This is a genomic window from Amycolatopsis sp. NPDC043887 (genome assembly GCF_056435665.1).
This window is the reverse complement of sequence record NZ_JBWKEB010000017.1, coordinates 16,875-36,262: the sequence shown is the minus strand read 5'-3', so window position 1 is coordinate 36,262 and position 19,388 is coordinate 16,875. Positions and strand designations below refer to the sequence as shown.

Here is a 19,388-nt window from a genome sequence, read left to right as displayed (position 1 = left end):
GCCGCTTCCGGGCCGGTGGTCCCGAAATCCAGTGCGCCGGGTCGCCGTGCGGTGAACCGGAAAAAGGGGACGATCGGAGGTTGCCCCGGCGGCCCCGTGACTCTTAGCTACTCGAACGAGTTTCTTCGAGAAGTGAGGGGTGTTCCATGGCAGGTCTGCGCAGACGTGAGGTGCTCGCGGGCGCGGTGGCACTGGCGGGCGCGGCGACGATCGGGCTGAACCCCGGCACCGCCGCCGCGGCCACGCAGCAACGTCCGGGCGCGCAGTTCCCGCCGTCGCTGGAATTCGGCGACTACCCGGTGGTCGCGCGAGTGCGGTCGCGGCGGGCGCTGGAGCACCTGCGGGTGCTCAGCGACAAGATCGGTCCCCGGATCGCCGGCACCGAAGGCGAACTGCGGGCGCGGGACTACATCGCGAAGGTGCTCCGGGACCTGCGCTACCAGGTCACGCTGCAGCCGTTCCCGATCGCCGACAAGTTCCTGGGCAGCCTGTCGATCGGCCGCGACAGCTGGCAGACCGGCTCGTCGCCGCAGGGCGCGCAGGACGTCACGCGCGAGGCCGTCGTCGTCGACGCCGGTGACGGCAGCACGCTGCCCGACGATCTGACCGGCAAGATCGTGCTGATCGCCGCCGTGGCCAACAAGGCCGACGCGTACCTGATGGCCGCGCAGCGCGGAGCGGACGCCGTGCTGCTCGGCCGGATCGGCGCCGACCCGGCACGGAAGCTGTCCGCGTTCTCCCCGACGCTCGCCACCCCGGTCACCATTCCGGTGCTCGGCCTGGCCCAGGTGCAGGTGGAGCGCCTGCGCGAACGGCTCGCCAAGGGCTCGGTCACGGTGAAGGCGACGGCCACCCACCACAAGAACCTGACGTCGTACAACGTCATCGCCGAGCGGCCGGCCACGTTCCCCGGCAAGGACGACGGCGTGGTCATGGTGACCGCGCACTACGACAGCGTCCCCGGCTCCCCCGGCGCCAACGACGACGGCAGCGGCACCGTGCTCTGCCTGGAACTGGCGCGTGTCCTGCGATACCTGCCGACGAACAAGACGCTGCGGTTCGCGCTGTGGGGCTCGGAGGAGTACGGGCTGATCGGTTCGCGGCACTACGTCAAGAACCTGTCCGACCCGGAAGCCAAGCGGATCGCGGGCTGTTTCCAGAACGACATGGTCGCCACCAGCTGGGACCCGGCGATCACCTACTGGCTGCTTTCGGTCGACGGCGCCGACAACGCCACGACCGCCGCCGTCAACGCCGCCGCCAAGCGGCTCGGCTACGACCCGCGGGTCAAGGGCCCGGTGGCGCGCGGTTCGAGCGACCACGTGCCGTTCTTCGAGCGCGGGATCGCTTCGGGCAACTTCAGCTGGCGCGGCGAATCCGGCCCGGCGCTGCTGGAGCCGACCTACCACACGCCGGAAGACACCATCAAGGACAACGTTTCCCTTGAGCGGCTTCAGGTTTCGCTGGAGCTGATCGGCTCGGCGGCGTACAGCCTGCTGCGGAAGTAGTGAGGTGTCGTGAGTGGTGAGGACGGTTCTGATCCAATGTCACGTAGCTTAAGTTGATCTTGGATGGGGGTCTTGACCGTAAGCGGTGAGGATTGCCGCAGGTCACGCGCTCGGTTGCCGTGGCCGACAGGAGCCGACCGCGCCCCTGAGTGTCCACCAAGGACACTTTTCGCTGACTCAATGTCCGATCGATGCCCGGATGGTCGATTGCACGAGGGGGTCGTGAGTGGCGTTTCGGGTTAGAACCCGAAACGCCACTCACGACCAACCCGACCCACGACCAGCCCTTCGTCGCATCAGACACAGAGAAGGGAGCCTTAACCCCACCCGTCAACCCCGCCCAAGATCAACTTAAGCTACGTGACATTGGGTTCCAACCGTTCTCACCACTCACCGACGCCTGGCTCTCGACGCGCCAAGCGAGCCAGCGAAACTTCCCGCGGTCTCCAGTAAGATCGGTGTAATCCGTCCATCTCGCTTCATAGCGGCCGCGCAGCGTGCGGTCGCTGGCAGGTGCCGGGGCGACCTCGGTGCCCCAGTGGAGCTTGCCTGTCAGGACCGCCCCCTCGTACAGACGGTATTGGGCGTCTCGCGTCAGCCTCGACCCGGGCGGGTTCCAGAGACCCGGAACATTACTGAGCAGAATGGCGAGACCGTCGTCGCCCCAACCATTCTCGACGAACCGCTCCAAACGCGATACGTCGAACACGAAATTCCTGCGGACCAGATCCATGGCGGTGTGGTCGCGAAGCGAGAACCACTCAGCGTCCGCCCCCTGCTCGCCTGCCCATCGGGCGGTGGCGTACTTGAACTCCACCAGCGTCCTCCTGGCGCCTGAGCACACGAGATCCACGAATTCACGCCGGTCGCCGGGCTGTCGCATTTCGAGTCGGATCTTCAGCTCGGGCGCCAGTCCGGCAAGTGTTTGCGCGAAGGCGAACCGAAAGTCGGCCTCCGAATGGAAGACCGGACGGACGGCGGACAGCGAAGCCATGACTTCGGACAGCAGGATCCGGTCGGCGATCAGCACGCAGACCAGCGTTTCCATACCGAGGTCGCGCCCGAGCTGTTCCTGACGACTCTGAACTCGGATCGTTTCGTCGCCGATCCGGCATCGCAGCACACCACGGCTCTCCGATGCACACCAGGCTCAAGATTGTCGGCGAACCTCGACACCCTGAAGAAGTGAGGTCTTCACGCAGGTGCACGGCAGGCTGCGACGAGCCGAGTCGAAGCCGTCGAGGGAAGCAAGTCCACGACCATATGCTCCACACTGTTCGGTGTTCGGCCAATACCGAACACCGAACAGTCACTCCATGCAGCGAACCGCGGGCCCGAGTTGCACCCCGACCGATCAGACGTTGAAGCGGAACTCCACGACGTCCCCGTCGGCCATGACGTAGTCCTTGCCCTCCATGCGCACCTTGCCCGCCGACCGGGCGGCGGCCATGGAGCCGTGCTCGATCAGATCGGCGAAGGACACGACCTCGGCCTTGATGAAGCCGCGCTCGAAGTCGGTGTGGATGACGCCCGCGGCCTGCGGGGCGGTCGCGCCCTGCGGGATCGTCCAGGCGCGTGACTCCTTGGGCCCCGCGGTCAGGTACGTCTGCAGGCCGAGGGTGTGGAAGCCGGCGCGCGCCAGCGAGTAGAGACCGGGCTCGTGCTGGCCGACGGACTCCAGCAGCTCGCGCACGGACTCCTCGTCGTCCAGTTCGAGCAGTTCGGCTTCGACCTTGGCGTCGAGGAACACCGCGTCGGCCGGGGCGACCAGCTTGGCCAGCTCCTCGCGGCGCGACTCGTCGGTCAGGATGCCTTCGTCGGCGTTGAAGACGTAGAGGAACGGCTTCGTGGTGAGCAGGCTCAGCTCGCGCAGGGCCTCGAAGTCGACCTCCTTCTGCGCCTGGAAGAGGGTCCGCCCGGCGTCGAGGATCTCCTTCGCCTTCTGGGCGTTGTCGAGCGCGGGCTTGTTCTCCTTCTTCGTCCGCGCTTCCTTCTCCAGCCGCGGCAGCGCCTTCTCCAGGGTCTGCAGGTCGGCGAGGATCAGCTCGGTGTTGATCGTCTCGATGTCGCTGCCGGGGTCGATGCGGCCGTCGACGTGGATCACATCCGGGTCGTCGAACACGCGGATGACCTGGCAGATCGCGTTGGCCTCGCGGATGTTCGCGAGGAACTTGTTGCCGAGGCCTGCGCCCTCGGAGGCACCCTTCACGATTCCCGCGATGTCCACAAAGGACACGACGGCGGGCACGGTCCGCTCGGAGCCGAAGACCTCGGCGAGCTTGTCCAGCCGCGGATCCGGCAGCGGGACGACGCCGACGTTGGGCTCGATCGTGGCGAACGGGTAGTTCGCCGCGAGCACGTCGTTGCGGGTCAGCGCGTTGAACAGGGTGGACTTGCCGACGTTGGGCAGGCCGACGATGCCGAGGGTGAGACTCACGGGCCAGAAGTCTACGTGCCGCCCGCCGCCCCATCCGCCGAGGCCTTGATCGCCGTGTCGGATTTCCGCCAGCCGTGCCTCCGACCTGGTGGCACGATCGATGTCATGACCGAGCAGACCCTGGCCGAACGGGCCGTCTGGCGCGACGCCGAACGGTGTTACCGCGCCGTCGCCGCCCGTGATTCCCGGTTCGACGGCCAGTTCATCATGGCCGTCGCCACCACCGGGATCTACTGCCGTCCGTCCTGCCCCGCGTCGACGCCGAAGCAGCAGAACGTCCGCTTCTACCCGACGTCGGCGGCCGCGCAGGCCAACGGCTTCCGCGCCTGCCGCCGCTGCCTGCCCGACGCCGTTCCCGGCTCCCCCGACTGGGACATCCGGGCCGACCTCGCCGCTCGGGCGATGCGGCTCATCTCGGACGGGACCGTCGAACGCGACGGCGTCCCGGGGCTCGCGCGGCGGCTCGGCTATTCCGAACGGCAGCTCGGCCGCGTCCTCACCGCGGAGCTCGGTGCCGGGCCGCTGGCGCTGGCGAGGGCCCACCGGGCGCACTCGGCGCGGCTGCTGATCGAGATGTCCGGCCTCCCGCTGACCGACGTCGCGTTCGCCGCGGGCTTCTCCAGCGTCCGCCAGTTCAACGAGACGATCCGGGAGGTCTTCGCGACGACGCCTTCACAGCTTCGCGCCGCGAGCCTGCGCCGTCGTAAGGCCGAGGAGCTGCCGACCGGGACACGGTTGAGCCTGCGGCTGCCGTTCCGCAAGCCGTTCGACGCGGCCGGGGTGCTGGACTTCCTGGCCGACCAGGCCGTCCCCGGCGTCGAGCACGTGACGCGCGACGATTCCGGAGTGACCGGCTACGGGCGCACGCTGCGGCTCGCGCACGGCCCCGGCGTCGTGTGGCTGACGGCGAAGGACGACCACGTTCGCTGCGACCTGCGGCTCACCGACCTGCGCGACCTGAGCAGCGCGGTGGCCAGGGTGCGGCGGCTGCTCGACCTCGACGCCGATCCCGAGGCGGTCGCGCGGGTCCTCGGGGCCGACCCCGCCCTCGCGCCGCTGGTCGAGTCGATCCCCGGCATCCGGGTACCCGGCACCGTCGACGGCGACGAGTTCGTGCTGCGCGCGATGCTGTCCCCCGCTGAGGCGGCGTCGCTCGCCGACGCTCTCGGTGAACGCCTGCCCAGCTGCGACGAGTCGCTGGAAGGGCTGACCACGCTGTTCCCGACGGCGGCCCAGGTCGCCGAACACGGCCCGGAACGAGTGGCCGCGGTGGCCCGCGCGCTGGCGGACGGGGTGGCGGTCCACGTCGGCCGCGATCCCGGGGAGCTGCGGGCGGAACTGCTGGACGTCCCGGGAATCGGGCCGGGGACCGCGGACTACGTCCTGATGCGCGTGCTGGGCGCGCCGGACGTCCTGCTGACCGGTGACCCGGCGCTGCGCCGTGGAGCGGCGGCGCTGGGCATCACCGACGACGAAACGACGCTGGCCGAACGCGGACGGGCCTGGCAGCCCTGGTCCTCGTACGCCGGCATGTACTTGTGGCGCGCCGAAAAGGGAGAATGATGAGCATCGCGTACTGGTCCACAATGGACACCAAGATCGGCCCGTTCACCGCCGTGGTGGCGGGCGACGGGGCCGTGCTCGCCTCGGGCTGGACCGGCGACGTCGGCGAACTGACGCCACTGATCTCGCCTTCCCTCACCCCTGGCGAAGTGAAGCAGCGACGGGACCTGGGCCCGGTGAGCACCGCGATCCGCCGCTACCACGACGGCGAACTGGACGCCGCCGCCGATATCGAGGTTCGGCAGCGGTCCGGCGCTTTCCGGGAGCACGCCTGGGAAATCCTGCGGAAGGTGCCCGCGGGCGAACCGGTCAGCTATGCGGAGTACGCGGCGCTGGCGGGGAATCCGGCGGCGGTGCGGGCGGCCGCGTCGGCGTGCGCGAAGAACGCGGCGGCGCTGTTCGTGCCGTGCCACCGGGTGGTGCGGACCGGCGGCGGCGTGGGGAACTTCCGGTGGGGTGTCCCGGCGAAGCAGTGGCTGCTGACGCACGAAGCGGCCTGACCTCCTCACGCAAGTGCTATGAAAGGCCCCTTCATTGCAAATTTTGCAATGAAGGGGCCTTTCATAGCACGGGGCGGCAGGGTCAGGCGGCGTGGATCTCCACCGAAGAGCCCGTACGCGACTTCCGGATCCGCAGCCTCGTCGGGATCCGCTGCCGCAGTTCCTCCACGTGCGAGACCAGCCCGACCACGCGACCGCCGGCGCGAAGCTCGTCGAGGATGTTCATGACGATGTCGAGCGTCTCGGCGTCCAGCGTGCCGAAGCCCTCGTCGATGAACAGCGTGTCCAGCAGCGCTCCGCCGGTTTCGGCGGCGACGACGTCAGCGAGGCCCAGTGCCAGCGAGAGTGACGCGAGGAAGGATTCGCCACCCGAAAGCGTCTTCGCGGGCCGGATGGTGCCGGAGTAGTCGTCGAGCACGTCGAGGCCGAGCCCGCCGCGGGTGCCCCGCGCCCCGGCCGCGTCGGAATGCACGAAGGAGTAGCGGCCTTGGCTCATCGTCCGCAGGCGGGCCGTCGCCGCGACCGCGACCTCCTCCAGCCTCGCGGCGAGGACGTACGAGCGCAGCGACATCTTCCGCGCGTTCTGCCCACGACCGTTGACCACCTCGGCCAGCGCCTTCAGTTCGAGATACTCCTCTTCGACCGGCGCCAGTTCCGCCATCGAGGACGTCATCCGCTCGGCCAGCCCGGTCAGGTCCGTGTGCCGCGTCTTCGCCGTCCGCAGCGCCGCGAAGGCCTGCTCGGCCTCGGCTCGCGTGTCCTGCGCCGTGTCCGCCGAAGCGGCGACGTCGATCTCGTCCTCCGGCGAGATGCCGAACAACTCGGGCTGTGCGAGTTCCTCGCGGGCGGCCCGCTCCATCACCTTCGCGTCGGCGAGGCTGGCTTCCAGTTTCATGATCTGCTCGTCCGGCCGCGCCACGGCGCGCATCTCGTCGAGGTCCACGAAACCCTTGGCCCGCAACGCTTCCTTGACCAGTTTCGCTTGCTCGTCACGGCGCTCGCGGACACCCGCGACGGTCAGCCGCGCTTCGGCCAACGCGTCGAGGCGGGCCGCGAAGCCGAGCAGATGACGCCGCCGGGTGGCGACGTCGGCGAACTCACCGCGCGCGGCCTCCAACCGGCGTTCGCGCTCGGCCAGCCGCTCGGCCAGCCCGCGCACCTCGGTCGCCACCTCGACCGCGCGGCGTTCGGCCGCCCCGCGCTGTTCGGTCAGCTGCTCGATCTTCCGTTCCAGTTCGAGGAGCCGCGTCTCGAGAGCGGGCTTTCGGCGAGCCGTCTCCGACAGCGTCGCGACCAGGTCGCGCGCTTCGGCGAGCCCGGCCCGCAATGTCTCCTCGGTGTGCTCGCCCAGCCGCTCGATCAGGACGGTCAGGCGGTTTTCGGCTTCCTGCATCGCGGCTTTCGCCTTCTCGCGCCGCACGTGCGCCTGCTGCTCCGCGGCTTCGGCGCGGCGCTCGTCCTCGGGGTCGACCAAGCCGCCGGTGTGCGTCGCCGGCGACGGATGCTCCGTCGCGCCGCAGACCGGGCAGTCTTCGCCCGGGTGAAGACCGGCGGCGAGTTCGGCCGCCATTCCTTCGAGACGCCGTTCCCGCAGATCCAGCCGGTGCTGACGGGCCTGCTGATGGCCGTCCACGGCCTCGCTGACCGCCGCACGTGCCCGCTCGACGGCCTGTCGTGTCCTGGGCACCTCTTCGGCGTCACGAACCAGCGCGGTCAGCTCGTCGACACGAGCGCGGGCGCCGTCGAGCTTCGCTTCGGCTTCGGCGGCAGCGGCCGCTTCGGCCCGCAAAGCCGAGACCTTCTCCGGCGCCGCGCCGAGCTCGGCGGCGAAGTCCTCGGCCTGCTTCTTCGCCTTCTCAGCGGCGGCGTTCAGCTGATCGCGGCTGACCAGATCCCGTTGCTGCTGCTCGCTTTCCGCCACGAGTTCGGCGAGCGCGCCCGCTTCTTCCCGCAACCCGCCGGCGCGAGCGCGAAGCTCGGCTGCCGAACTCTCCACCGCGTCCGGCACTTCCCGAGCCCGGAGCGCCTCGGCGGCTTCGGCCTCCGCGAGCTGATCCAGCCTGCGCTCGAGGAGATCCGCCTCCGCGACGACACCCGCCGCACGATGCGCCGCCTCGACTTCTTCCGCCCACTCCGCACGCTGGCCCGCCTGCTCGGCGATCACCGACAACCGCGTGTACGCGGTGCGCACCCGGCGGATCCGTTCGGCGGTGGACCGGTTCTCCTGCCAGACCGCTTCAGCCTTCTTGGCCGCCGTCCGAGCCTTCGTGTCGCGTTCCTGGGCCTCGGCGACGCGCCGTGCCGACTCGGCGAGCACCTCCCCGACCCACTCGGCCTGCCCTTCCTCGGGCGCCTCCTGCCCCGCGACCTGCGCGAACCGCGCGACCCACTCCCGAAGCGTCTGCTGCCGCGCCTGCAACTCGCGGCCGCGTTCGGCACGCAGATTCGCGAACCAGTTCTCGACGTCGGAGAAGCGCTCGGTGCCGAACAGCCGCTCCAGCAGCTCCTCGCGTTCGGCCGTGTTCGCGCGCAGGAACCGCGCGAATTCGCCCTGCGGCAGCAAGACCACCTGGAAGAACTGCTCGTGCGTCATGCCGATGAGCCGCTCGACCGTGCGCGCGACCTCGTCGATCCGCGTGATGCCCTCGGCCACGTGTCCGGCGGGTACGGTGCCGACCCAGCTCAGCACCGCCTTCGCCTGCTGGACGGTCATCCCTTCGCCACGGCGCTTCGGTCGCTGGTACTCGGGGTTGCGCGCGATCCGCATCCGCTGCCCCTGCACGGTCAGTTCCAGGACGACCTCGGTGACCTGGTCGGGCTCGGCGAGGTCGCAGCGCAGCCGTTTGACCTCGCCCCGCGCGCCGGGGACGGTGCCGAACAACGCGAACGCGATCGCGTCGAGCAGGGTCGTCTTCCCCGCTCCGGTGTCACCGTGCAGCAGGAACAGCCCATCGGCGCCGAGCACGTCGAAGTCCACCACCTCGCGGCCCGCGTACGGACCGAAAGCGGCGACCTCCAACCGGTGCAACCTCATACTTCGCGCTCCCTGCCCGCCGCGCCCAGCGCCGCCAGCACCAGCCGCTCTTCGCTCTCCGACGGCGCGGATCCGCGGCAGTCCTCCAGGAAACTCCGGGTGATCTCGACGTCGGATCGCCCGCGGACGGCTTCGGCGTACTTCAGCGCGGCACCGTCGTGCCCGCCTTCAGGCTGCCAGTCCATGTGCACCGCGTAGGGAAACCGCTCACGCAGCTTGCGCATGGCGTCGATCGGGCGGACCCGGTCGGTGACCGTGAAGGAGAGGAAGTGTTCGGTGAGGCCGTCGTGCTCCGGATCGGAAAGGAGATCCGCCAGCTCGCCCCGCAGCATCGCGAGGTGGCGCGGCACCGGTAGTTCGTGGCGCCGGACCTCGGCGAGCCCATCGGCGCCGAGTTCCACCAGCCAGACCGATTTCCGTTGGCGCGTCTCGGAAAACGAGTACGCCAGCGGGCTGCCCGAATAACGCAGGTGCTCGGCGAGGGTCTGCGGGCCGTGGAGGTGGCCGAGTGCGACGTAGTCGACGCCGTCGAACACCGAACCCGGCACCTGTTCGACGCCGCCGACCGCGATGGTCCGCTCGGATTCGGTCGGTTCGCCGCCGGTGACGAAGGCGTGCGCGAGCACCACCGAACGCGTTCCGGACGGCCGTCCCGCGAGATCCGCCCGGACCCGCCGCATCGCCTCGGTGAGGACGCCGGTGTGGCCGCGGGCCTCGGGTACGCCAAGGGCGTGACGCGCGGGCTCCGGTTCGAGATACGGGATCCCGTAGAGCGCGACCTCGCCGTGCTCGTCGGACAGCAGCACCGGCTCGGCGAGCCCGCCGATCGTGGCGCGCAGGTGCAGCCCGCCCGCCGCGGCGAACTCGGCGAACGCGCCCAGCCGCGGCGCGGAGTCGTGGTTGCCCGGTGTCATCACCAGTGCCGCGCCGGCCTGACGGATCCTGCCCAGCGCGGTCGTGGCCACGCGGACGGCCTCCGCCGAGGGCACCGCGCGGTCGTAGATGTCGCCGGACACGAGCACGACGTCGACCGACTCGGCGGCCACGAGATCGGCGAGATGGCCGAGCACGGTTTCCTGCTCGGCGAGCAGATCGGCGCCGTGGAAGGTACGGCCGATATGCCAGTCGGACGTGTGCAGGAGCTTCACGCAGCCCAAGGTAGGGCCGCGCACCGGCAGGAGAGGGGAGGCGCGCCCTTGACGGCACTGCGCTTTCCGACACGCCGGGGACGGTGCAGGTCAGATACGGAGCGCGACCGCGCCGTTCCGTTCTTGTCGGTCGGTTCCGCCATGATGTCCCCGACTCGGATCCGGAGGGGAGGTACCGGTGGCGACGGTGATCACCACCGCGGCCGTCGTGCTCGCGTTGCTGCTGCTCGCGGCCGTCGCGCTGTTGTGGCGGCTGTACAACGACGGCATGCGGAGGGCGGACGCGGCGGCGAAACAGGTCGCCGCCGAGCGGGCGAAGGCCGATCAGCAGCAGCTCGCGCTGCGCCGGTACGAGGTCGCGTTCGCCTCGATCAGCGGCCGGGGCGAGCTGGGCGAGCAGGTCCTCCTGGAGACCGCACGAGCGCTCGGGCTCCGCGAGGAGCTGCACTTCACGCTGCAAACGGACCTGGCGGGCGGCGGCGCCGCGAAACCGGACATGGTGCTGCGGGTCGGCGGCGGCCGGACCGTGCCGGTGGACGCGAAGGCGAGCATGGCCTGCTGGGCCGAGGCCGTCGAGACCGACGACCCCGAAGAACGGCTGGACGCGCTGCGCGTCCACGTCCGGCAGCTCCGGTCGCGGGCGGCCGAGCTGGCTGGCAAGGGCTACCAGCGCTGGGCCGACGCGATCTACGGGACGATCATGTTCGTCCCGTCCGACGCGGCCGTGGTCGCCGCGCTGGACACCGACCCGGAACTGCTGCGCTGGATGCTGGACCGGCGGGTCTTCCTCTGCGGGCCGACGGGGTTCGCCGTACTGGCGTCCGCCGCACTGTTCGCCGCGACCGAACGGGCGCTGGTCGAGGACGTCGAGCAGGTCCGGGCGGGCGCCGCGGCCGCGCACCGGGCCGCGGGCAACGCGGTCGACGCGCTGAACCTGTCGAGCACCCACCTGCAGCGCTTCATCTCGGCCCGGCGGCGGGAGCTGGAGGCGCTCGAGAGCTTCCGGAGCACGGTCTCGCCGCTGACCGACGCCGCGGGCAGCCCGGCGCCGGTCCCGCTGATCAGGAAGACGGACGAACTCCCGGCCTCGTGATGCTCGGGACGGTTCTCACCAGGGGCAAAGGTGGCGTGTCCGAGCCGGTGGGAGCGGCGGGCTCGTTCGGTCGTGAAGGCCTCCTTGCCTACCCTGAAGGTAGTGAAGGGGCCCTTCACGAAATCCCGCGTGACGCGAGGGGCGAAGACGTTTGTCCCTCACCGGCCGGGCCTGGAGTACCACGCCACCTTGCCCGGACCCTCGACACCCGTCCTGACCACTCACGGGCCGGATGCGGACCGCACCGCCCGACCTGCGACTTCCGGAATCGCGAGCTCCGTTCCGGCCAGCCCGGCAACCTTGTGGGTCCTTCACTCGTAGTACTTCCGGTAAGCACCCGGACAGTCCGTCCGGGTGGTCCGGAATGACCACTACCAGGCGATAGACACACCGCCTGTTGGCGGTATGCCCGTAGCTTGGATATACGGTGGGGCCTGTGACCGCGATTCGCGATCGCCAGAGCGATCCTGATGCCGACGACGTCCCCGTTGCCTGGGACGAGCGTCCGCTCGTCGGCGCCAGGCGGGGGCTGCCCTGGTGGGCGGCCGTCCTGGTGGGCTTCGGGCTCGCCATCCTTGGCGCCTTCGTCGACATGATGATGCAGAAGGACCTGGGCCTGCTGTTCAAGGCGTGCTACGCGCTCGGCGCGGTGGCCGCCGTGGTGGCCGTCCAGCGCCGTGGGCTGTTCGGCCCGATGGTGCAGCCGCCCCTGGTCCTCGCCGTGACCGTCCCGGGGGTCATCCTCCTGACCTCGGACGGCAGCAAGGGCACGGACCTGCTGTCGAGAGCCTTCGACGTCGGCACGCCGCTGATCAACGGCTTCCCGACGATGGCCATCACCACCGGCGTCACCTTGGCGATCGGCATCTTCCGGATCTACCGCGAGCGCGATCCCGATGCTCCGGTGAAGGTGAAGCCGGGTACCAAACCCGAGCGTCGCGACGAGGGCAAGCCCGCCGCCCGTCCCGCCGCGGCCGCCGCGCCGGGCCGTGGCCGCCCCGCGTCCCGGACCGGCCAGACGCCGCCCCCGCCTTCCCGCCGCGGTGCTCCGCGTGACGGTGCGCCGCCCCGCCGCCGCCCGGTCGACGACGAGCGACGTCCCCGCCGCGACGCCGAACCCGGCGCCCGCAAACCGCCGCCGCCGGGACGTCAGCCCCGTCGGCCGCGTCCGCCGGAAGACGGCGAACCGCGCCGTCGCGATCCCCGCGGCGAAAGCGCCCCCGGTGCCCCGCGCCGCCGTCCGCCGCGCGCGGACGATCCGCGCCGCGGAGGGCAGCCGCCCCGCCGCCGTCCGTGGGACGACGAGCGGTGAAGCAAGGGACCTTTGCTCTCGCTTGAGCCTCTGACCAGCAGAAAGGGCCGCCCGGGGAACTCCTCGGACGGCCCTTTCGCGTAGCGGGCGTCAGGCCTTCGCGGCCTTGCGCAGCTCGTGCGGCAGCGCGAACGCGATCTTCTCGTTGGCCGTGGTGACCTCGTCGACGTTGTCCCAGCCACGCTCGGCCAGCCACGCCAGCAGGTCCATCACCAGCACCTCCGGCACCGAAGCGCCGCTGGTGACACCGACGGTCTCGACGCCTTCGAGCCACGCTTCGTCGACCTCGTGCGCGAAGTCGACCAGGTGCGACGCGCGCGCCCCCGCCTTCAGCGCGACCTCGACCAGCCGCTTCGAGTTGGACGAGTTCGTCGAGCCGACCACCAGCACCAGGTCGCACTCGGCGGCCATGGCCTTGACCGCGACCTGACGGTTCGTGGTGGCGTAGCAGATGTCGTCGCTGGGCGGGTCGGCCAAGCCGGGGAACTTGTCCCGCAGCTGATCGACGCGCTCCATGGTCTCGTCCACCGAAAGGGTGGTCTGCGACAGCCAGATGACTTTCGACGGGTCACGGACCTCGACCTTGTCGACGTCCTCGGCGGTGTCGACGAGCTGCACCTTGTCGGGAGCCTCGCCGGCGGTGCCTTCGACCTCTTCGTGGCCTTCGTGGCCGATCAGCAGGATGTCGTAGTCGTCCTTCGCGAACCGGTTGACTTCCTTGTGCACCTTCGTCACGAGCGGGCAGGTCGCGTCGATGGTCCGCAGGTTGCGCTCGGCCGCCTCGGCGTGCACCGCGGGGGAGACGCCGTGCGCGGAGAACACCACCAGTTCGCCTTCCGGCACCTCGGAGGTCTCGTCGACGAAGATCACCCCGCGTTCGCGCAGGGTCTCCACCACGTGCCGGTTGTGCACGATCTCCTTGCGCACGTAGACCGGTGCGCCGTAGAGCTCGAGTGCCTTTTCGACGGCGATGACCGCGCGGTCGACACCCGCGCAGTAGCCGCGCGGCTTGGCGAGCAGGACACGTTTGCCACCTGCCGGCACACCGGACTCGGTGATCGTCGGACTGCCGGCGGGCGTGATTCCGGGACTCGCAGAACTCATGACCCCCAGGGTACGGGCTGGCCCGGGGGCTCCTCGCACTCACGTTCAGGTGACCAGGGAACCCCTCTGAAGTATGTGCGTGGAGTCACGTCCTGTGAGCCGACACACCCGTTCGGTTGGGCAGGATGGACGAGATACGGCAGGCTAGGCGTATGAAGCCTCTCCCGCTCCCCCTCCGGGTCGCCGCGGGCCTCGCCGTCACCACCGCCGAGCGGGTTCGCGAACTTCCCAAGCAGCTCACCGGGCTCCCCGTCACGGTGGTCAGCCAGGTGCTCCAGTTCTCCATGCGCGTGCAGCAGCACGTCACCGAACTCGCGATCAAGGGCGACGACGCGCTGTCGGGCCTTCGCCCGGTCGAGGACACGCCCAGCTGGGCCACCTTCGACGAGGATCTCCCGCCGGACCTCGGCGAACGCCGGTACGAGCGCGACTCGTGCGTGATCCCGCTGCGTGAGGACGCCGAAGTCCCCGAACCTCGCGCCGAGAGGAACGGGCACCTCCACGACCTCGAAGCGCTCACCGAGGACCCGTGGGCCGAGGAGGAGCGCGCACTCGCCGAGGACCACGCCGACGGCGAGTTCGACAGCGCGAGCGCGCCCGTGACCTCCGGTCCCGCCGGGCTGGACGACTACGACACGCTCACCCTGCCGCAGCTGCGCGCCCGCCTGCGCCGGTTCGACCTCGCGCAGCTGGAGGAACTGCTGACCTACGAACGGGCGAACGCCGACAGGGCGTCGTTCGTCGGCATGCTCGCGCGGCGCATCGGGAACGTGAAGAAGGCCGACGGCGACGGCGCGGAAGGCCAGTGAGCGCCGAACCCGCCTCCGCCACGGCGGGCCCGTCCACGACCGCCGAGAACCCGTGGCCGGTCCGCACGGTCGCCCGTAAGGTCGGCGAGTGGATCAACCGGCTCGGCGCGGTCTGGGTCGAAGGTCAGGTCACGCAGATCTCGGCCCGCCAAGGCACCAACACCGCGTTCCTGACGCTGCGCGACCCGTCCGCCGACGTCTCGATGTCGGTGACCTGCCCGATGGGCCTGCTGCGCACGATCGAACCTCCGCTGCGCGAGGGCGCGAGCGTCGTGGTGCACGCGAAGCCGACGTTCTTCATGAACCGCGGTTCGCTGAGCCTGCGCGCCAACGAGATCCGCGCGGTCGGCATCGGCGAACTGCTCGCGCGGATCGAGCGGCTGCGGCGGCTGCTGGCCGCCGAGGGCCTGTTCGCGCCGGAACGCAAACGCAAGATCCCTTTCCTGCCCAAGGGAATCGGGCTGATCACCGGACGCGCGTCGGCCGCCGAACGCGACGTGCTGGTGAACGCGCAGGCCCGCTGGCCGCATGTCGCGTTCAAGGTGATCAACACCGCCGTGCAGGGTTCGCTCGCCGTCCCGCAGATCCTCCAGGCGCTGTCCAAACTGGACCGTGATCCGGACGTCGACGTCATCGTGATCGCGCGCGGCGGCGGCAGCGTGGAAGACCTGCTGCCGTTCTCCGACGAAGCGCTGTGCCGCGCCGTGTCCGCGGCCGGGACCCCGGTGGTCAGCGCCATCGGGCACGAGCCGGACACCCCGCTGCTCGACCACGTCGCCGATCTCCGCTGTTCGACGCCGACCGACGCCAGCAAGCGGATCGTGCCCGACGTGCGCGAGGAGACCCAGCGCGTCCGTCAGATGCGCGACCGCGGCCGCCGCGCCCTGCACGGGTGGGTGGACACGCAGGTCAGGCTGCTGAACCAGATCCGCAGCCGTCCCGTGCTCGCCGACCCGCTCGGCCCGATCCAGCGGCGCTCGGACGACGTCGAGATCCACCGCGAACGCGGTCGCCGCGCGATGCTCACCCTGCTCGCGAAGGACCAGGCCGAGATCGCCAGCGCCCGCGCGCGGCTGACCGCGCTCGGCCCGGCGGCGACCCTCGAACGCGGTTACGCCGTGGTGCAGTACACCGACGCGCAAGGCGACCTCCAGGTACTCCGGTCCGTCTCCGAAGTCGCGGACGGCGCGAAACTGCGCGTCCGCGTGGTCGACGGCGCGCTCGGCGCCGTCGTCTCAGGAGAGCCGGAGGAGGGGCGTTGACGGCGAGTTTCCTGCCTTTGACCATCGACGCCGCGAGACGTGCCGACGCGCCCGAGGTCCTGCGCAACGCGCTGCTGACCGACCACGCGGCCGCCGAGTGCTGGACCGTGCTCCTGGCGGGCTGTGAGTTCTCCACCAAACGCGGCCTCGACGCCCAGCTGCGCAAACTCTCCGAAGCGACGGCCGAGCATGTCGGCACCCGATGGTGGTTCGCGGACGGCACCGTGCACCGCAAACGCGTGGCGCGGGCCCAGGAGAACCTGGTCGCGGCGATCGCGGAGAGTGACGGCCAGGAGTTCGCCCTCGCCTTCGTGGGTTACGACAACGCCATGGCCGGCGCGGTAGTGTGCGCGGGTATCGGCAAGCACCGACGTCCGGTAGAAGGAAGCACAGCGTGAGCAAACCCGGTGGTGAGACCGCCGAACTCGGCTACGAGCAGGCCCGCGACAGGCTGGTGGAGGTCGTCCGCGAGCTCGAAGCGGGCGGGCTGTCCCTGGAACAGTCGCTCGCCCTGTGGGAGAAGGGCGAGCAGCTGGCGAAGGTCTGCGAGCACCATCTCGAAGGCGCTCGGGAACGGATCGAGGCAGCGTTGTCCTCCGTGGAAGACGAGACCGGCGACGGTCAGTGACGTTCACCATGCTCCTGAGCCACCGAACCACCGTGGGTATCTGAGAGACTGGGACCCCGCCGAGTTCCTGACCCGGGAGGCCGCATGCCCACCCCCACCTCGTCCGCCAGCTCTTCTCGACGCCCTGAAGCCCCTGATCGCAACCTCGCGATGGAGTTGGTCCGCGTGACCGAAGCCGCCGCGATGGCCGCGGGCCGCTGGGTCGGACGCGGGGACAAGATCGGCGGGGACGGTGCCGCGGTGGACGCGATGCGCCAGCTGGTCTCGACCGTGTCGATGCGCGGTGTCGTCGTCATCGGCGAGGGCGAAAAGGACGAAGCCCCGATGCTGTTCAACGGGGAAGAGGTCGGCAACGGTGACGGGCCGGACTGCGACGTCGCGGTCGACCCGGTCGACGGGACGACCCTGATGGCCAAGGGCATGCCGAACGCGCTCGCCGTGCTCGCGGTCGCCGAACGCGGCGCGATGTTCGACCCGTCCGCGGTGTTCTACATGGAGAAGCTCGCCGTCGGCCCGGACGCCGCCGGCAAGGTCGACCTGGCCGCCCCGATCGCGGAGAACATCCGCCGGGTCGCGAAGGCCAAGAACTCCAGCGTCTCCGACGTCACCGTGTGCATCCTCGACCGGCCGCGGCACGAAAAGCTGATCAAGGAGGTCCGCGAGGCGGGCGCCCGGATCCGCTTCATCTCCGACGGTGACGTCGCGGGCGCGATCGCCGCGGCCCGGCCGAGCACCGGCGTCGACATGCTGCTCGGCATCGGCGGCACCCCCGAAGGCATCATCGCGGCCTGCGCGATGAAGTGTCTCGGCGGCGAACTGCAGGGCCGCCTGTGGCCCAAGGACGACGCGGAGCGCGAGAAGGCGCTGGCCGCGGGCCACGACCTCGACCGCGTGCTCGGCAACGACGACCTCGTCCGCGGTGACAACGTGTTCTTCTGCGCCACCGGTGTCACCGACGGCGACCTGCTGCGCGGCGTGCACTACCGCGCGGGCGGCGCGACGACCCAGTCGATCGTGATGCGCTCGAAGTCCGGCACGGTCCGGATGATCGACGGCTACCACCGGCTGACCAAGCTCCGCTCGTACTCGTCCGTCAACTTCGACGGCCACCTCGACGATTCGCTGGAAGACGACGTAGTTCCCCCTCTCCCCTAAGGAGAAACCGTGCTGAAGCGCGTGCTCATGGTCCTGCTCGCGGCGATGCTCCTCACGCCTGCCGGGCAGGCCACGGGCGCGGGCGACCTCGTCGGCGGCAGAGAGGCCGACGAGCCGTATCCGTTCATCGCGTCCCTGCATTCGGCCTCCGGCAAGGCTTTCTGCGCCGGGACGCTGATCGCGGTGGACTGGCTGGTGACGGCAGGGCACTGTGTCGAGGGCAAGAACCCGGCGAACCTGAGCGCGCGGATCGGCAGCACCGACAACAGCCAGGGCGGCGAAATCGCGAAGCTCGCCGAGATCGTCGTGAACCCGTCCTACAACCCCGAACCCGAGCACGCGGGCGGTGATCTCGCCCTGGTGCGGCTGGCCGCGCCGGTGAAGGCGGCGCCGATCACGATCGGGGCCGTCGTGGCGCCCGGAACGCCGACGCGGCTGCTCGGCTGGGGCCAGACGTGCCCGACTTCGGGCTGCGGCAAGGGTCCGGCGAAGCTGCGGCAACTGGACACGAAGATCGTCGAAGGCACGCGGTGCACCGCGAAGTTCGACGGCGCGGTCGAGTTGTGCACCGACAACCCCGGCGGGAACACGGGTTCGTGCTACGGCGATTCCGGTGGGCCGGAGATCGCCAAGGTCGACGAGAAGTGGGTGCTGCTGGGCACGATCAGCCGCCCGGGCAACGCGGATCCGGTGTGCGCGACCTCGCCGTCGATCGCGACTTCGGTGGTCGCGTACGCGCAGTGGATCGCGGAGAAGATCACGCCGCCTACGCCCGCCTGACGTGCAATGAAGGGGCCTTTCATAGCAAATTTTGCGATGAAAGGCCCCTTCATCGCACGCGCTACTCCGCGTTGCTCGAGTGCCCCGGGAACAGATGCGCGTCCGGGTCCAGCATGACCGCGATGTTGTTCACCGCCGTCGCCGCTTCCCCGAACCCGGTCGCGATCAGCTTCACCTTCCCCGGATACGCCGCGACGTCGCCCGCCGCGTAGACCCGCTCCCGCGGGGTCGCCATGGTCGAGTCGACGGCGATCGCGCGATGGTCGATCTGGAGCCCCCAGCTCTCGATCGGCCCGAGATCCGCGGTGAAGCCGAGCGCGGCGACGACCGTGTCGGCGCGCAGGATCTCGGGTTCGGCGCCCTTGACCTGGATCTCGACCTCGGCCAGCGTGCCGTCACGGTCGAGGAACCGGGTGACCTCGGCGTCGGTGACGATCCGCACGCCGAGTTCCCGCGCCTGCCGCACGATCGACTCGGCCGCACGGAACTTCGCGCGCCGGTGCACGAGGGTGACGTTCGCGGCGACCGGGTGCAGCGCGAGCACCCAGTCGAACGCCGAGTCCCCGCCGCCGACGACCACCACGTGCTGCCCTTCGTGTGCCTTCAACGAGGGCACGAAATGGACCATGCCGCGGCCGAGCCAGCCGTCGCCCGCGGGCAGCGGCCGCGGGGTGAACTCGCCGATCCCGGCGGTGATCAGCACCGCGCCGGCGCGCAGGACCTGCCCGCCGTCGAGGGTGATGGTGACGCCTCCTTCGACGCTTTCGAGTTTCTCGGCCTTGCGTCCGAGCAGATACGCGGGCTTGAACGGCGCCGCCTGGTCGAGCAGGCCCCGCACCAGGTCGCGGCCACGGACCTCGGCGAACCCGCCGACGTCGTAGATCATCTTTTCGGGGTACATCGCGGTGACCTGGCCGCCCGCTTCCGGCAGTGAATCCACGACGGCCATCGAAAGGCCGCGGAATCCCGCGTAGTAGGCGGCGAAAAGCCCTGTCGGACCTGCCCCGATGATGACGAGGTCGTACGACGTTTCCCCAGCGGACTCGCTCATTCGG

General features: G+C 70.2%; 17 protein-coding genes. 11 read left to right on the top strand and 6 right to left on the bottom strand.

Features of this window, described 5'->3' with window-relative positions:
• The first annotated feature begins 146 nt into the window (after nucleotides 1-146).
• The gene (locus AC069H_RS34845; RefSeq protein WP_478235170.1) at nucleotides 147-1,508 is read left to right on the top strand and encodes a M20/M25/M40 family metallo-hydrolase; all 1,362 of its coding nucleotides are present in this window, start codon (nucleotides 147-149) and stop codon (nucleotides 1,506-1,508) included.
• Nucleotides 1,509-1,854: 346 nt separating this feature from the next.
• Here the strand turns inward: AC069H_RS34845 and AC069H_RS34840 are convergent, their stop codons facing one another.
• The gene (locus tag AC069H_RS34840) at nucleotides 1,855-2,631 is read right to left on the bottom strand and encodes a hypothetical protein (RefSeq protein ID WP_478235169.1); all 777 of its coding nucleotides are present in this window, start codon (nucleotides 2,629-2,631) and stop codon (nucleotides 1,855-1,857) included.
• A gap of 231 nt (nucleotides 2,632-2,862) precedes the next feature.
• Complete coding sequence (gene ychF, locus AC069H_RS34835; protein ID WP_378443118.1) at nucleotides 2,863-3,945, bottom strand: redox-regulated ATPase YchF; 1,083 nt, start codon at nucleotides 3,943-3,945, stop codon at nucleotides 2,863-2,865.
• A 105-nt stretch (nucleotides 3,946-4,050) separates the two neighbouring features.
• On the opposite strand from ychF, the gene AC069H_RS34830 reads away from it, so the two are divergent.
• Complete coding sequence (locus tag AC069H_RS34830; RefSeq protein WP_478235168.1) at nucleotides 4,051-5,508, top strand: DNA-3-methyladenine glycosylase 2 family protein; 1,458 nt, start codon at nucleotides 4,051-4,053, stop codon at nucleotides 5,506-5,508.
• Nucleotides 5,508-6,008, top strand: coding sequence for a methylated-DNA--[protein]-cysteine S-methyltransferase (locus AC069H_RS34825; protein WP_478235228.1), 501 nt, complete (start codon nucleotides 5,508-5,510; stop codon nucleotides 6,006-6,008). The genes AC069H_RS34830 and AC069H_RS34825 overlap by 1 nt, the downstream gene beginning before the upstream one ends.
• An 82-nt stretch (nucleotides 6,009-6,090) precedes the next feature.
• On the opposite strand, the gene AC069H_RS34820 is transcribed toward AC069H_RS34825, so the two are convergent.
• Both AC069H_RS34820 and AC069H_RS34815 read right to left on the bottom strand, forming a co-directional pair.
• A complete protein-coding gene (locus AC069H_RS34820) occupies nucleotides 6,091-9,042 on the bottom strand; it encodes an AAA family ATPase (RefSeq protein ID WP_478235167.1) in 2,952 nt (983 codons plus the stop codon).
• Nucleotides 9,039-10,190: an exonuclease SbcCD subunit D gene (locus AC069H_RS34815; protein WP_478235166.1), complete on the bottom strand. Its 1,152-nt coding sequence runs from the start codon at nucleotides 10,188-10,190 to the stop codon at nucleotides 9,039-9,041. The genes AC069H_RS34820 and AC069H_RS34815 overlap by 4 nt, the downstream gene beginning before the upstream one ends.
• A gap of 178 nt (nucleotides 10,191-10,368) precedes the next feature.
• On the opposite strand from AC069H_RS34815, the gene rmuC reads away from it, so the two are divergent.
• Nucleotides 10,369-11,283 (top strand): DNA recombination protein RmuC, encoded by a 915-nt coding sequence (gene rmuC, locus AC069H_RS34810; protein ID WP_478226258.1) that lies wholly within the window; start codon nucleotides 10,369-10,371, stop codon nucleotides 11,281-11,283.
• 436 nt (nucleotides 11,284-11,719) lie between these two features.
• A complete protein-coding gene (locus tag AC069H_RS34805; RefSeq protein ID WP_478235165.1) occupies nucleotides 11,720-12,595 on the top strand; it encodes a DUF6542 domain-containing protein in 876 nt (291 codons plus the stop codon).
• A gap of 90 nt (nucleotides 12,596-12,685) precedes the next feature.
• Here the strand turns inward: AC069H_RS34805 and AC069H_RS34800 are convergent, their stop codons facing one another.
• The gene (locus AC069H_RS34800) at nucleotides 12,686-13,699 is read right to left on the bottom strand and encodes a 4-hydroxy-3-methylbut-2-enyl diphosphate reductase (protein WP_061986082.1); all 1,014 of its coding nucleotides are present in this window, start codon (nucleotides 13,697-13,699) and stop codon (nucleotides 12,686-12,688) included.
• 152 nt (nucleotides 13,700-13,851) lie between these two features.
• Between AC069H_RS34800 and AC069H_RS34795 the strand changes: the two genes are divergently transcribed.
• The 6 genes from AC069H_RS34795 to AC069H_RS34770 all read left to right on the top strand — a co-directional run bounded on the left by AC069H_RS34795 (nucleotide 13,852) and on the right by AC069H_RS34770 (nucleotide 18,333).
• The gene (locus AC069H_RS34795; protein WP_478235164.1) at nucleotides 13,852-14,508 is read left to right on the top strand and encodes a lipid droplet-associated protein; all 657 of its coding nucleotides are present in this window, start codon (nucleotides 13,852-13,854) and stop codon (nucleotides 14,506-14,508) included.
• Nucleotides 14,505-15,770 (top strand): exodeoxyribonuclease VII large subunit, encoded by a 1,266-nt coding sequence (gene xseA, locus AC069H_RS34790; RefSeq protein WP_478235163.1) that lies wholly within the window; start codon nucleotides 14,505-14,507, stop codon nucleotides 15,768-15,770. The genes AC069H_RS34795 and xseA overlap by 4 nt, the downstream gene beginning before the upstream one ends.
• Nucleotides 15,767-16,168, top strand: coding sequence for a hypothetical protein (locus AC069H_RS34785; RefSeq protein WP_478226254.1), 402 nt, complete (start codon nucleotides 15,767-15,769; stop codon nucleotides 16,166-16,168). The genes xseA and AC069H_RS34785 overlap by 4 nt, the downstream gene beginning before the upstream one ends.
• Nucleotides 16,165-16,398: an exodeoxyribonuclease VII small subunit gene (locus AC069H_RS34780; protein ID WP_192743439.1), complete on the top strand. Its 234-nt coding sequence runs from the start codon at nucleotides 16,165-16,167 to the stop codon at nucleotides 16,396-16,398. The genes AC069H_RS34785 and AC069H_RS34780 overlap by 4 nt, the downstream gene beginning before the upstream one ends.
• 84 nt (nucleotides 16,399-16,482) lie before the next feature.
• The gene (gene glpX, locus AC069H_RS34775; RefSeq protein ID WP_034305363.1) at nucleotides 16,483-17,553 is read left to right on the top strand and encodes a class II fructose-bisphosphatase; all 1,071 of its coding nucleotides are present in this window, start codon (nucleotides 16,483-16,485) and stop codon (nucleotides 17,551-17,553) included.
• A gap of 9 nt (nucleotides 17,554-17,562) precedes the next feature.
• The gene (locus AC069H_RS34770; RefSeq protein ID WP_478235162.1) at nucleotides 17,563-18,333 is read left to right on the top strand and encodes a S1 family peptidase; all 771 of its coding nucleotides are present in this window, start codon (nucleotides 17,563-17,565) and stop codon (nucleotides 18,331-18,333) included.
• A gap of 61 nt (nucleotides 18,334-18,394) precedes the next feature.
• Here the strand turns inward: AC069H_RS34770 and AC069H_RS34765 are convergent, their stop codons facing one another.
• Nucleotides 18,395-19,384 (bottom strand): NAD(P)/FAD-dependent oxidoreductase, encoded by a 990-nt coding sequence (locus AC069H_RS34765; RefSeq protein WP_478235161.1) that lies wholly within the window; start codon nucleotides 19,382-19,384, stop codon nucleotides 18,395-18,397.
• Between the last annotated feature and the right edge of the window lie 4 nt (nucleotides 19,385-19,388).

Bases quoted from the DNA above. Each gene is read 5' to 3' on its own strand.
- AC069H_RS34845 (WP_478235170.1), top strand. From the start codon at position 147: ATGGCAGGTCTGCGCAGACGTGAGGTGCTCGCGGGCGCGGTGGCACTG.
- AC069H_RS34830 (WP_478235168.1), top strand. From the start codon at position 4,051: ATGACCGAGCAGACCCTGGCCGAACGGGCCGTCTGGCGCGACGCCGAA.
- AC069H_RS34825 (WP_478235228.1), top strand. From the start codon at position 5,508: ATGAGCATCGCGTACTGGTCCACAATGGACACCAAGATCGGCCCGTTC.
- AC069H_RS34820 (WP_478235167.1), bottom strand. From the start codon at position 9,042: ATGAGGTTGCACCGGTTGGAGGTCGCCGCTTTCGGTCCGTACGCGGGC.
- AC069H_RS34800 (WP_061986082.1), bottom strand. From the start codon at position 13,699: ATGAGTTCTGCGAGTCCCGGAATCACGCCCGCCGGCAGTCCGACGATC.
- AC069H_RS34795 (WP_478235164.1), top strand. From the start codon at position 13,852: ATGAAGCCTCTCCCGCTCCCCCTCCGGGTCGCCGCGGGCCTCGCCGTC.
- glpX (WP_034305363.1), top strand. From the start codon at position 16,483: ATGCCCACCCCCACCTCGTCCGCCAGCTCTTCTCGACGCCCTGAAGCC.
- AC069H_RS34765 (WP_478235161.1), bottom strand. From the start codon at position 19,384: ATGAGCGAGTCCGCTGGGGAAACGTCGTACGACCTCGTCATCATCGGG.